General features: G+C 49.3%; 14 protein-coding genes. 4 read left to right on the top strand and 10 right to left on the bottom strand.

Features of this window, described 5'->3' with window-relative positions; genetic code table 11:
• Nucleotides 1-32: 32 nt before the first annotated feature.
• Nucleotides 33-557: a hypothetical protein gene (locus SK47_RS21995; protein WP_014172381.1), complete on the bottom strand. Its 525-nt coding sequence runs from the start codon at nucleotides 555-557 to the stop codon at nucleotides 33-35.
• Nucleotides 558-698: 141 nt separating this feature from the next.
• On the opposite strand from SK47_RS21995, the gene SK47_RS21990 reads away from it, so the two are divergent.
• Together SK47_RS21990 and SK47_RS21985 are read left to right on the top strand one after the other, a co-directional pair.
• Complete coding sequence (locus tag SK47_RS21990) at nucleotides 699-959, top strand: type II toxin-antitoxin system ParD family antitoxin (RefSeq protein ID WP_032664825.1); 261 nt, start codon at nucleotides 699-701, stop codon at nucleotides 957-959.
• Nucleotides 946-1242 (top strand): type II toxin-antitoxin system RelE/ParE family toxin, encoded by a 297-nt coding sequence (locus tag SK47_RS21985; RefSeq protein ID WP_045325806.1) that lies wholly within the window; start codon nucleotides 946-948, stop codon nucleotides 1240-1242. The genes SK47_RS21990 and SK47_RS21985 overlap by 14 nt, the downstream gene beginning before the upstream one ends.
• A gap of 217 nt (nucleotides 1243-1459) precedes the next feature.
• Here the strand turns inward: SK47_RS21985 and pcoE are convergent, their stop codons facing one another.
• The 7 genes from pcoE to pcoA all read right to left on the bottom strand — a co-directional run bounded on the left by pcoE (nucleotide 1460) and on the right by pcoA (nucleotide 8309).
• Nucleotides 1460-1894, bottom strand: a complete 435-nt coding sequence (gene pcoE, locus SK47_RS21980) for a copper resistance system metallochaperone PcoE (protein WP_004388336.1) — start codon at nucleotides 1892-1894, stop codon at nucleotides 1460-1462.
• A 215-nt stretch (nucleotides 1895-2109) separates the two neighbouring features.
• A complete protein-coding gene (gene pcoS, locus SK47_RS21975) occupies nucleotides 2110-3510 on the bottom strand; it encodes a copper resistance membrane spanning protein PcoS (protein WP_002436614.1) in 1401 nt (466 codons plus the stop codon).
• Complete coding sequence (gene pcoR, locus SK47_RS21970) at nucleotides 3507-4187, bottom strand: copper response regulator transcription factor PcoR (RefSeq protein ID WP_001188930.1); 681 nt, start codon at nucleotides 4185-4187, stop codon at nucleotides 3507-3509. Before pcoR ends, pcoS begins: the two co-directional genes overlap by 4 nt.
• 54 nt (nucleotides 4188-4241) lie before the next feature.
• Nucleotides 4242-5120 (bottom strand): copper resistance inner membrane protein PcoD, encoded by an 879-nt coding sequence (gene pcoD, locus SK47_RS21965; RefSeq protein WP_229692861.1) that lies wholly within the window; start codon nucleotides 5118-5120, stop codon nucleotides 4242-4244.
• Nucleotides 5121-5175: 55 nt separating this feature from the next.
• Nucleotides 5176-5556: a copper resistance system metallochaperone PcoC gene (pcoC, locus tag SK47_RS21960; protein WP_000025662.1), complete on the bottom strand. Its 381-nt coding sequence runs from the start codon at nucleotides 5554-5556 to the stop codon at nucleotides 5176-5178.
• Between the two features lie 39 nt (nucleotides 5557-5595).
• Nucleotides 5596-6486 (bottom strand): copper resistance outer membrane transporter PcoB, encoded by an 891-nt coding sequence (gene pcoB / locus SK47_RS21955; RefSeq protein WP_001378118.1) that lies wholly within the window; start codon nucleotides 6484-6486, stop codon nucleotides 5596-5598.
• A 5-nt stretch (nucleotides 6487-6491) separates the two neighbouring features.
• Nucleotides 6492-8309 (bottom strand): multicopper oxidase PcoA, encoded by a 1818-nt coding sequence (gene pcoA / locus SK47_RS21950; RefSeq protein WP_045325894.1) that lies wholly within the window; start codon nucleotides 8307-8309, stop codon nucleotides 6492-6494.
• A 234-nt stretch (nucleotides 8310-8543) separates the two neighbouring features.
• On the opposite strand from pcoA, the gene SK47_RS21945 reads away from it, so the two are divergent.
• Both SK47_RS21945 and SK47_RS21940 read left to right on the top strand, forming a co-directional pair.
• Nucleotides 8544-8993 (top strand): copper resistance protein, encoded by a 450-nt coding sequence (locus SK47_RS21945; RefSeq protein ID WP_001023257.1) that lies wholly within the window; start codon nucleotides 8544-8546, stop codon nucleotides 8991-8993.
• A gap of 288 nt (nucleotides 8994-9281) precedes the next feature.
• Nucleotides 9282-10019, top strand: coding sequence for a peptidoglycan DD-metalloendopeptidase family protein (locus tag SK47_RS21940; RefSeq protein WP_045325892.1), 738 nt, complete (start codon nucleotides 9282-9284; stop codon nucleotides 10017-10019).
• A gap of 33 nt (nucleotides 10020-10052) precedes the next feature.
• Here the strand turns inward: SK47_RS21940 and SK47_RS21935 are convergent, their stop codons facing one another.
• Entirely contained in the window at nucleotides 10053-10250 is a 198-nt protein-coding gene (locus SK47_RS21935) for a DUF2933 domain-containing protein (protein WP_004388331.1), read from the bottom strand.
• Between the two features lie 40 nt (nucleotides 10251-10290).
• Nucleotides 10291-12768, bottom strand: coding sequence for an Ag(+)-translocating P-type ATPase SilP (silP, locus tag SK47_RS21930; protein ID WP_131613894.1), 2478 nt, complete (start codon nucleotides 12766-12768; stop codon nucleotides 10291-10293).
• Nucleotides 12769-12807: the final 39 nt, after the last annotated feature.

Here is a 12807-nt window from a genome sequence, read left to right as displayed (position 1 = left end):
ATAACTTAATATACATCTCAACCTAAAACCGATTATTCCTGGCTGATATCCGAAGAGGGAGCAGGATGAAGCTTTGCATAATCTTCTCGAAGCGATTTTGCTGCGGGTTTCCAGGCTTTCGCCCACTCATCATCCATTCTTCCTACACCAACAATCTTCAGTGCGACAGCATAGGGGGTGCGCCCTTGCTGTTTTGAAAGCCACAGGATGTGATCATCAATTCTGTCATCAGGTATGTCGTCGATAATGGAATGGATAACATCGAGGTCCTCTGGCAGCCACGGCTTTCCAGTACGGGGAAACACCAGGTCCGGTTCGCGCGGTTTCTTTACCTTCTCGTTTTTAGCGATCTGTCTGGCTTCTTTCTCCGCAGAAATGAGTCGTAGTCGCTCCTTAAGCCCACCCAGTGTGGCAACCGTTTTAATTAAATTTTCTCGCTGTTCGCGAGTAATACTTTGCTCATCGCAGATTAGGTCGTTCAGGGTATCGATGAGTGTATCTACCCGATTTTCTGTTAATTTCATTTCCAGTTCTCGCTTAAGGCTACAACTCAGCATTCTATTAGATATCTATCTGATTTCGCATCCCTGTTGATCTCATAAATGCAGTCCATAGTCTCGATCACTGAGCATGGAAGCCTGATGGTAAAATGGTATACTGATGTAAGAACAAATCTTACATAATGAAACGGAGGGGTTATGGCCCGTACGATGACGGTGGACGTGGGTGATGAGCTGCGCGAATTTATCGATTCCCTGGTTAAGGCTGGTGATTACCGTACCCAGAGCGAAGTCATGCGAGACGCACTGCGTCTTTTGCGCGAGAAGCAGGCTGAATCCCGCCTTCAGGAACTGCGCGATCTGCTGGCCGAAGGACTCAGCAGCGGCGAGGCGAAACCATGGAACAAGGATGTATTCCTGAATAATGTCAGGGCCAGGGTGGCAAATGAAAGAGATTGAGCTGACACCGAAAGCTGAAGAAGATCTGGAAGCAATCTGGGACTACAGCTTCCGACAGTTCGGGATTGTTCAGGCGGATGCGTATATTGGGCGTATAGCCGCAGTGTTTGATGTTCTGGCCATGCATGACATCGGCACGCATCGCGCAGAGCTGGGAGAAGATATCTGCTCGCTGCCGGTGGAACAGCACATGATCTATTTTGTGTCATCACATTCGGTGGTTACGATCATACGTATTCTCAGCCAGTCTCAAGATACGGCGCGGCATGAACGCTGGAGATAACTGAATAGGCAAATAATAATAAAATCAAGTAGTTAGTTCGTTTAATCTATCTTATGTTAAATTTAGTCCGTCGTTCATTTAGTTCATAACAGGCCGCAGACTACGATTAATCATACACAGACATAATCTTTCATTTGGTTTAAAAAAACGCTCCCGGACGGGAGCGTAAGCCAGTGACTTCGGCGTCAAATGAGGGTCTAACAAGTGGAGCTGCGGGTTAATTCTGGGTGATCTGGCTGCGATGCTTTTCAGCCTGCTGCTGATGAATAACGGAAGATTGACCATTATTCGCCTTCTCATGCACAACAGCGGCTTTCTCATGCTCGTTCATTTCGGAAAATGATTTTGCTGTTTCGTTAGAAGCTGCTGGCTTGGATTTCATCATTTTTTTATGCATTTCAGCCATGTCCTGATGGGCAGCAGAATTGCCGTTTTGCATCATTTCATGGGACATTGCGGCCTGATCGTGACCGCTCATATCCATCATTTTCATGCTCTCCCCCTGAACTGCACTTTTTTCAGCGGATGATTGCATCTGATGGGCAGGCGCCTGGGCATTATTTACCTGGTCATGCATGTTCATTGTCTCTGCAGCCCAGGCAGATGAAGCGACAGCCATCATGGCAATAAAGGATACAAGGATCTTTTTCATGGTTGGGTCTCCGGTGTTTTCATACCCGAACAATCAATGCTTATAACAGAGAAAGCATTTGATCTCAGGGCTGGTTGATCATCACGCCAGGAACCGGGCGATTGAATTATCACGCTGTCCTGATTTATGGCTGATTATAAAAAACCGCCTCTGTTTATCGCGTGACTGAACGATGACATTTTTGTCACCTTCCGGGTTTCTCCTGAATAACGGTATTAATCCATTAACAGACGCACACTGAACACAATTTCCCGCCCCTGCTGTTCTGCTGACAGCTCGCCGCCGTGAGCATGAATGATCGACCTTGTAATTGATAATCCCAGCCCCGCGCCTTCCGTGTTGTAGAACCTTGATGAGTCTGCGCGATAGAACCGGTCAAACAAACGTTCCAGATTAGCGGGAACCTGGCCGGACATCGTATTCGTAATCATCACGTTCACACAGTCACTGTCACGCTCAAGGTGTATCGCTGTACAGGTGTTATCGGGAGAATACTTGATTGCATTGGAAAGCAGGTTACTGAAAGCACGTCGGAGCATATCGCTGTCTCCGGCAACAACGCCCTCTCCTTCAACCGTGATTGTCTTTCCTGTTTCGTCTGCCAGGGGCTCGAACAACTCACGTAATTCATTCAGTTCGGCTGCCAGATCCACATCATGTTTATCCAGCCGCAGCAGACCATGCTCTGAACGTGCCAGAAAAAGCATGTCACTGGTCATTCGTGACAACCTTTTCAGTTCTTCCAGGTTAGCGAATAAAATTTCGCGGTAATGCGAAACATCCCTTTCCTTAGCCAGTGCAAACTGCGTCTGCATCATCAGATTACTGACTGGTGTGCGCAGCTCATGCGCGATGTCAGACGAGAAATCTGACAGTTTCCGGAATGCCCCCTCCAGGCGATCAAACATATTATTGAACTCCTGCATGGTCTCAGAGATTTCCGGCGGAGCCAGATCGGGATTTAGACGCTGATCCAGGCTGTGTACAGTCATGGAGGAAGCCAGACTGGTCATTTCCCGTAACGGTTTCAGACCAATACGTGTGGTCAGCCAGCCCAGAAAAACAGAAATAAAGACCAGACCGATATTGAACCAGAACAGCCAGGTACTGAGTTTGTCCATAAACAGGGTGTGATACCCAGTATCCGTGGCAACCGTAATGATGACATGTTTGCTTTTACCCTGTTCCGGCGTCACGGCAACCCGCCGCGAGATACTGCGGTACACGGTGTTATTTTCTTCCGTCTGGATCATATAGTCGAGAATATCACCCGACTTATTAAGCAGGACCGCTGGAACAACAGAATTTTTGGCATAGAGTTCAACAATTTTTTCATTTTCCATGTTTTTTATAGAAATGAATAAACCATTGTGCCCTACCATCGCATCGTTTATTTTTTCTGATAATGACTTAATATCCGTTTTGTTCCGGAACGTCTCTGTTTTAAGAAACTCTTCGGTGAGCTGAAGTTTACCTGTCAGAAAATCGCGGTCCTGATTATCGAAATAGCCATTAAGGGTGCTAATCAGGATAAAACTTGATAACCACCATACCGTAAGCATCACCGCAGAAAAAATCAGGCTCAGGCGTGTGGTCAGGGAAATTTTGAACCTCACTCTTCTCTGATCTCCAGGACATATCCGGCACCGCGAACGGTATGGATCAGTTTTGGCTCAAAGTCATCATCAATTTTACTTCTCAGACGTCTCACGGCGACATCAATCACATTCGTATCACTGTCAAAATTCATGTTCCAGACCAGGGACGAGATAAGACTCCTGGGTAACACTTCTCCGGTGCGTTGCAGCAGCAACTCAAGCAGAACGTATTCTTTACCGGTGAGATGGATCTTCTTCCCCGAACGGATCACGGTCCGGCGCACCATATCAACGGTCATATCGGCGATGGTGCAGACTGTTGCGGCCTGCGAGCGTGCCCGGCGCAGTAGGGTTCTTACACGTGCAACCAGCTCCGTAAAATCAAAGGGCTTAATCAGGTAGTCATCTGCGCCAAGCTCCAGTCCTTTCACTTTGTCCCGCACGTTGTCCTTTGCGGTTAAAAACAGGACCGGTTCTTCGTGCCCGGACTCCCTCAGTGCGCTGATGATTTGCCACCCGTCGAGGAAAGGCAGCATCACGTCCAGTATTATCAAATCATACTGTCCCTTCGACGCGGCCCCGAGACCATCGCGGCCATTATTAAAGAGATCGGCCTGATAGCCTTCCTCAACCAGTCCCTGCTGCAGGTAACGACCTGTTTTTTGTTCGTCTTCAACGATTAAAATACGCTGCATGGTCAACTCGCTGATATGAAAGTAAAAATCTCACGCATGAGCTTTGGCTGTCCCCTAGCTGACCTGAGACGGAGCAAGCATTCCGAGCCACGCTACGGCGCCCAGAATGATAATCGCAACAACGAATTCTGTCAGGATGCTGTTTCGCATCAGGGCAACGCTGCGATCATAATTCCCTTCCCTGACCATAACTTCAAGCCGGGGACCCAGGTGAAACCGGTTTGCTGCAGCCAGAAGAAGCATCAGAACAAACAGAGCCGTCTTGGCAAGCAATATCCTCCCCCAGGAACTGTTGAATAAGGGAGTTAAGTTACCCTCAGCAATATACAGATAGTTGACCAGCGCACTCAGGATCAGGGCTACAACAATCACCGTTCCTGCCGTGGCAAATTTTGCCAGGGAGTCAGATATCACAATGACGCTCTGTGCATTATGCTCGTTTCTGCGCATCAGCAGGATAGCAAATGCAACCAGAGCACCTGTCCAGGCACCTGCAGCGCCGAGATGGGTCAGATCGCTCAGTAAATGGAGATAGTAATGCAGACCGTCATGCATAACGGCGTGTCCTCCCCAGGCAAGTGTAGCCAGCGCCACGCCCCCACTCATCGTCATCAGCAGGCAGGACAATACTCTCTTATTAGTGTAAAGGAACAAAGCACCGAGTGTGGTAAACAGGGCACAGAGCCTGACAATCCAGCTAATACCCACATCAGTTTCTTCTATCACCATCTCGATAACATGGATGGATAATTCTCTGAGGTCAGTTACTCCACTCATGGCATTAGATACCAGGAGCATATTAATGCCAGTAAGAATGATGCCTGTAACAACAGCAAAGGTTATAAACGACCTGAAATTAGTCAGGTTATAGGTTTCATGTCTGACACCGCTTATTCCATATATCTGAAAAAATGGCAATCCAAATATTACCATCAAATCCAGATAAAGAAGAAAACGAATAATAATCATAATCAGGTCGTTCATAATATTACTTCACTGTAAAGGTGTAATTACCGGTAATAGGGTGCGTATCTGAAGAAACCGCGCGCCAGTCAACACGATAAGTGCCAGCGGGTAAAGGCTCTCGCGGAATAATGACCATCGATTTAGGGTCAGCGCCTGGCGCCACTTTTGCCGCGACCGGCATCGGAGAATGTGATGACATGCCTTTCATACCCGTCATCGTTAATTTTGCACCTGAGAATTTCACGGTCAGATTTTCCGAGAAATTAAGCTGAATCTTTTCCGGGGCCGCTACGGCTGAATCAGCCTGTGGCACAGAGCTTTTTAATTCCGGATGGGCCATAGCAGAGAAAGCAACGCCCATAACGAGGCCACCTGTAAGAATGGCTTTATTTAAAATCGACATTTTATTTACCTGTTTAGTTGAGTGTTTTATATCAGTGCGTTAAAACCAGATTCTGGCTCCCGCCAGGAATACTACCTGATGGTCTTTCTCACCTTCTCTTTTCGCCATATCGGATGTTTTCCCGTAAAGTTGATTCCAGGAAACGCCTATATAGGGTGCAAACTCACGGCGTATTTCATAGCGCAGCCGGAGCCCCAGCTCTGTGTCAGTCAGTCCCCTGCCGCGACCCCGCGATTCATCATCCTGACTGTAGAAATTCACCTCATAGGATGGCTGGAGTATGAGCCGGTTAGTCAGTAAAACGTCGTATTCTCCTCCCAGACGAAGGGCTGCTTTTCCGCCATTACTGACAAAACCCGTAATTTCAGACTCAAAATTATAGAGTGCCAGCCCCTGAAAACCGACAGCAGCCCAGGTCCGGGCAGAAGCAGGTCTGAAATCCTGCCTGACACCCGCAACCAAATCCCACCATGGGCCAACCGCATGTCCCCAGAGTAACTGCGCTTCAGCCGCCTCCGTTTCCCCATTGCTTCGTTCACCTTCACTCTTTAGCCAAATCCGATCTGTGTCGCCTCCAATCCAGCTGTTAACACTCCAGCTGAAATTGTTGGTGTTATCCGACCGTTGCCATTCCAGTTGATCCAGCAGAACCAGATAATTAATCGCACTGTCGTGAATCGCATGCCCCTGTAAATTGCCGAATGCAGCCTTCCGGTCGGCATCGGTAACAGGCGGAATTGGCGTTCTGCTCTCAGTTACAATGGGCTCCATTGACGTCATCTCAGTGAAATTCTCATCTGCTGGCATCTGCATGGCAGACATGTCGTGCCCGGCGTGGGGATCTGCAGAGACGGAGCCCGCCGCAATAGAAAGCTGTGAGGTAAACAAACCGGCGACCAGAACAGGTATGGCCTTCAAATTTCTCTTCATTCGCATCATTCCTCCACCCGGACTTCACGAAACATTCCCATTTCCATGTGATAGAGCAAATGGCAGTGATACGCCCAGCGGCCAAGCGCATCTGCTGTCACTCTGTAACTGCGTTTTGTACCAGGGGGAACATCTATTGTGTGTTTACGAACCATGAAATTACCGTTTTCATCTTCCAGATCGCTCCACATACCATGCAGGTGAATGGGGTGAGTCATCATGGTATCGTTGATCAGCGTGATCCTGAGCCGCTCACCGTATTTCAGCAGCACCGGTGCGGCATCTGAAAACTTGATTCCGTTAAATGACCAGGCAAACTTTTCCATGTGGCCGGTTAAATGCAGTTCTATGGTACGGCCAGGTTCACGTCCGTCAGGATCCTCAAAGCGGCTTTTCAAATCCGCGTACGTGAGAACCTTTCTTCCGTTATTTCGAAGACCAATACCCGGATCATTTAATTTCGGAGAGACGCTCATCGCCTGCATATCAACCAGTGGGTTATCCGTTTCTGACGCAGGATGACTTTGCATACCCGGCATTCCGGCCATCCGGGAATGATCCATACCGGCCATGCTGCTGTGATCCATGGGCGCGGAGGATGTCCCGCTATCCGGAAGGTCAGCACCGTCCATAGACATCATCTCTCCGCTGTTATCCATGCCTCCCATCTGGCTGTGGTCCATTCCTGCCATATCATGTCCCATTCCCCCCATACCCATATCTTCCATGGTCAACAGAGGACGGGGAGCGAGGGGGGGAACGGCAGCACTTAACCCCTCTCTCGTGGCCAGTGTCCCTCGAGCGTAACCGGTCCTGTCCATGGATTGTGCGAAGATGGTATAGGCCTCACCCTGAGGCTCCACAATGACATCATAGGTTTCGGCAACGGCAATCCTGAATTCGTCAACGGTAACCGGGTTTACATACTGGCCATCTGCAGCCACGACCGTCATTTTCAACCCGGGGATACGGATATCGAAATAGGTCATTGCCGAGCCGTTGATAAACCGTAAGCGTATCTTTTCACCGGGACGGAACAGTCCGGTCCAGTTTTTCAGCGGGGCCTGCCCGTTCATGAGATAGGTGTAGGTGTAGCCACTGACATCCGCGAGGTCAGTCGGATTCATTTTCATTTCAGCCCACATTTTCCGATCGGCAATGGTGGCTGACAGCCCCCTGGTATTCACGTCGCGGAAAAAAGAGCCAACGGTTGGTTTATTGAAATTGTAGTAATCCGACTGTTTTTTTAATTTTTTCAGCAGGCTGTGAGGATTTTCATCGGTCCAGTCAGACAACATGACCACATGCTCACGATCGTAAGCAAACGGTTCTGGCTCCCTGGCATCGATGATAATGGCACCGTATACCCCCTCCTGTTCCTGCAGACCGGAATGGCTGTGGTACCAGTAAGTCCCGTTCTGCTTAACCTTAAAGGTGTAAACGTAGGTATCATCAGGCTCTATGCCCATAAAACTCAGCCCCGGAACACCATCCATATTGGCCGGAAGAATAATGCCGTGCCAGTGAATGGACGTCTGTTCATTAAGACGGTTTTTGACCTTCAGGGTAATGGTGTCACCTTCTTTCCAGCGAAGAACGGGCCCCGGCAGGCCTCCATTGATTGTTTTGGCCTGACGCTCACTGCCCGTGATATTGACGGCCGTTTCACCAATGGTCAGGTCAAACTGAGTACCCTGCAGGGATGCGGCAACTGGCAGGCTCAGACTGGAACGCGCATTGAAACTCCATACGCCAAGACTTCCGGCTACGCCAGAGAGGGTTAACCCCTTCAGGAAAGTTCGTCGAGACGTTTTCAACAGCATGCGCATTCCCTTATTTAAAGTATGGTTACTGACAGAATTCGAGAACCGATTTAAATTAAATTACTGGTTCATCCACTTACAATGAAATGAATCTAGCACACCTTAAGAAACAAATTCATTACAATCGTGTAATGTACATAGCTGTATTACATTTACGTCATCTTCCCCACAGGTTGATTATTTTTATATATGATCATAAGGACATCTTTTATGTACCTCAGAAGGTAATTACACATGAATATATTAATCACGACCACTGCGTTTACAGCTTTATTTTGTGGGGCAGCTTTTGCTCAGTCCAGTGATATTGCCCATGAAGCACATCGATTTGTTAATAATGCCTCAGCCGTCAGTCATGTGAATTCCTCGACGCATGAAAACTTACCGGACAGGGTTAATAAAAACAACACGCCCTCATTCTCTGAAATGAATGAACATGAAAGGGCCATTGTTGCTCATTCATTTATGAACAACAGCGCGTCCTATGCGCATCAGAAAATGATTGAGGAACATAAAAAAATGCTGTCCGGCAGTGATGCAAATTCAAAGACCTCGTCTTCTTCTTTTAACGAACTGAATGCCGGAGAAAAAGCCGCTCTCGTGCATGAGCAGGTCAATAATGCCGGTGCGGAAGCACATCAGACGCAGGCAAGAAAGCTTCGCGGGCTGTATTCGACCAGGTAACTGCAGGCGGGTTAGTGCTTAGCGTCAGGTGCGCAGCAGGGCTTTACTGACGGGTTACGTAGCAGGACATGAGCCCCATATTGCTCTGCCGTAACCTGTTTCAGTCCCGTTAATCATCACCGTCGGGCTGGTCATACAGTTCCCAGAGCTTCAGGAGCAAACGGGAAACAAGATATGTTACAAAAATGACGACCATCAACGGTGCTCCCGATTAACTGACAGATGACACGCCTCCTGAAAACCCCTAGCATACGCCGCAGTGTTCATGCTAACGGCGAATTCCAGTAAATGTATTCTACCGATGTCGTAAAAGAAAATGCCTACCTTTCAGCCACCCGCTCGGGGCTGGAATCGAACGAGATCGCTACTCTTCAGCGCTCCTTGCCTTCCCGGTTTAATCTGCGGCATTTGAAAAAAAATGAATCATTAAAACTCGTACTGCAAAAGAAAGCGGGAAAATCACGTGTCGTGGCCTATAAATTTACGTCCGGTTCATTTAATTACACGGCGTATCGTATATCAGATAAAAAGTTCTATAACCTTTCCGATACTTCCGGGAAAGGCAGTCTCGATTATCCGTTACCGGCCACAGCAAGACTCAGTTCGCCTTTCAATCCTGCAAGACTTAACCCGGTATCGGGAAAAGTGAGTCCCCATAATGGCATTGATTATTCCATGCCCATGAACACGAAAATAGTCAGCGTCATCGACGGAAAAATCACCCGGACCGAATACAACAGTACCATGGGATATTTTGTTGAAGTAACGGGAAAAGCCGGTGTTAAAACTCGCTATCTCCACCTCAATAAAATACTCGTTACTAAAGGGGCCAGGGTTACCCGGGGAGACGCTATTGCGTTATCCGGTAACAGCGGACGTTCATCCGGTCCTCATCTGCATTACGAGCTGGTCATCAATAACAATCCTGTTAACTCACTGGCGTTCCGGACGGCGGCACCCGCTGATAACAAACTCGAACAGCATGCCTTTGCGCATGCCAGAGACTACGAACGATACCTGGACTGATAACGGGACCGCGACGCGGTCCCGTCTGCCGGATTAATTTTTTTTATCGTTTTCACTTCCGTGATGTTGATGATCTCCATGCCCCCCGTGACCGTGGAAAAGATGCATGAGCGGACAAAGCAGCAGTAACAGATATGGCCAGTAGCCTGCCACATGTGACCAGTGTTCGCGCAGGAGAGCAAATGCCGCAATCGCGGCGACAGCAATAAGCGCATAGGTTGTACTTTTCATACCGGACTCCTTCTGTTAGTAACAGACCCTTCATTCAGGGTTATTTCCCGAGCCTGACACTTTTCAGACGCAACGCATTTGCAATGACGCTAACGGAGGAAAGGGCCATAGCCGCCGCCGCAATAACTGGCGACAGCAGTATTCCATACACAGGATAAAGCAGACCTGCAGCTACAGGCACCCCAAGAGCATTGTAGATAAACGCAAAAAACAGATTCTGCCGGATATTTTTCATGGTGATCTCTGACAGATGACGGGCCCTGTTGAGTATCATCAAATCGCCTTTGAGAAGGGTAACGCCAGCACTTTCTATTGCCACATCTGTACCCGTTCCCATGGCTATACCCACGTCAGCCGCTGCCAGCGCCGGGGCATCATTCACACCGTCTCCGGCCATCGCAACCACATGGCCAGACTCTTTCAGTCGGGTTATCACTGCTTTTTTGCCATCCGGCAGAATCCCGGCTTCAACCTCATCTATTCCCAGTTTCCGTGCGACTGCTTCAGCAGTAAGCTGGTTATCCCCGGTGAGCATAACAATGCGGATCCCCGCCTGACGCAAAGCTTTAAGCGCATCCGGCGTGGTTGCTTTCACGGGATCCGAGATAGCTATCAGGCCTGCAAGGTTCCCGTCTGTGGCCACATAGATAACGGTAGCGCCTTCCATCCGCAACGTATCCGCAACGGCCTTTTGATTATCAATAACGATACTGTTTTCCTGCATAGCCAGTTCATTACCAATAACAACCCGTTGACCTTCGACATCGCCTGACACACCTTTCCCCGACGGGGCATTGAAATTACTGACGGCAGGTATCACGATCCCCTTTTCCTGCGCGGCTCTGACAACAGCCATACCCAACGGATGCTGCGAACCTTTTTCCACTGCAGCTGTTACACGTAAAAGAGATATTTCCCCACCCGGACTGAGACTGATAATCCCTGTCACCGTAGGCGAACCTTCCGTGAGCGTGCCTGTTTTGTCGACAACCAGCGTGTCCACTTTTTCAAGACGCTCAAGGGCTTCGGCATTCTTGATTAACACCCCGGCCTGGGCGCCTTTGCCCACCCCCACCATTATCGACATCGGCGTGGCCAGTCCCAGCGCGCAGGGACAGGCAATAATCAGGACCGACACAGCCGCAATGAGACCGTGCGCCATCCTGGGCTCGGGCCCCCAGACAGACCAGATCAAGAAAGCAACAACCGCGATAAGTATCACCAGAGGAACAAACCAGCCTGAAACGCTGTCTGCCATTCTCTGGATGGGGGCACGCGAACGCTGTGCATCAGCGACCATCTGAACAATTCGTGAGAGCATCGTTTCATCACCGACTTTCTCTGCTCGGATGATAAGACTACCTGTCTGATTAATCGTCCCCCCAATGACAGGTTCACCCTCTTTTTTGGTAACCGGCATAGACTCCCCGGTCACCATCGATTCATCAACAGTTGTTTTGCCTTCGACCACGATACCGTCGACCGGAATACTCTCTCCAGGTCTGATGCGGAGCTTATCGCCAGGCAGGACATCTTCTGCATTAATATCCGTTTCATGACCGTCATGATCCAGCCGCCTGGCTGTTTTGGGGGCAAGGTTCAGAAGCGCAGTAATGGCACCTGAGGTTTGTTCCCGTGCCCGCAGTTCAAGAACCTGTCCCAGCAGAACAAGCACCGTAATTACTGCTGCGGCTTCAAAATAAACGGCCACCAGGCCATCCATGTTTCTGAACGATGCAGGAAACCAGGAGGGGAAGACGGTTGCAATGACGCTGTAAACCCAGGCTACGCCGGTCCCCATTGCAACAAGGGTAAACATATTCAGGGAGCGGTTACGCAACGACATTCCGGCCCGGGCGAAGAATGGCCAGCCGCAGTACAACACGACTGGAGAGGCCAGAAGCAGTTGCAGCCATGTGTTGTATTGTGGCGGTACTGTATTCCTCAAGGCGGGAAACAGATGAGATCCCATTTCGAGTATCAGAACCGGAAACGCCAGCAACAACCCCAGCCAGAAGCGTCTTGTCATGTCGCGAAGTTCATCACTCGGCCCCGTCGATGCCGTGGCTACGAGCGGTTCCAGTGCCATTCCACAGACAGGACAGCTTCCGGGACCACTGCGGCGTATCTCCGGGTGCATCGGACATGTCCACACACCTTCAGAAATATCTTTCTCCGCCTGATGGTGAGGCTGTTTTATCTGGTCTGGGCTGACTTCGTGGTGATCGTGGTGGTGGTGGTGGGAATGTTCACTGGCATCTTCGGTAAGATAACGGTCGGGATGGGCTGTAAATTTACTCTCACAGCTGGCAGAGCAGAAATAAAGCTGATGGTCCTGGTATCGAATGCTGCTGTGCGCCTTGTCGGGCAGGAATGCCATCCCGCACACGGGATCTCTCACCTTATGCAATACGTGGCTCTCGTCCGGGGATAATGTCTGTTCAGAAGCAGTCTGGTTGTTGTGTTGCACTACATTGTCATTTTTCACAGTAACTCTCCTTATGCATGCCTGAAGCATTTTCTGTCTTCAGGGTATGTCATGGATGCGATTACCACG

Origin of the sequence: Enterobacter sp. BWH52 (genome assembly GCF_001037565.1) — a bacterium.
Taxonomy (GTDB): Bacteria; Pseudomonadota; Gammaproteobacteria; order Enterobacterales; family Enterobacteriaceae; genus Enterobacter; species Enterobacter hormaechei_C.
This window is presented reverse-complemented; position numbering and strand designations above follow the sequence as displayed.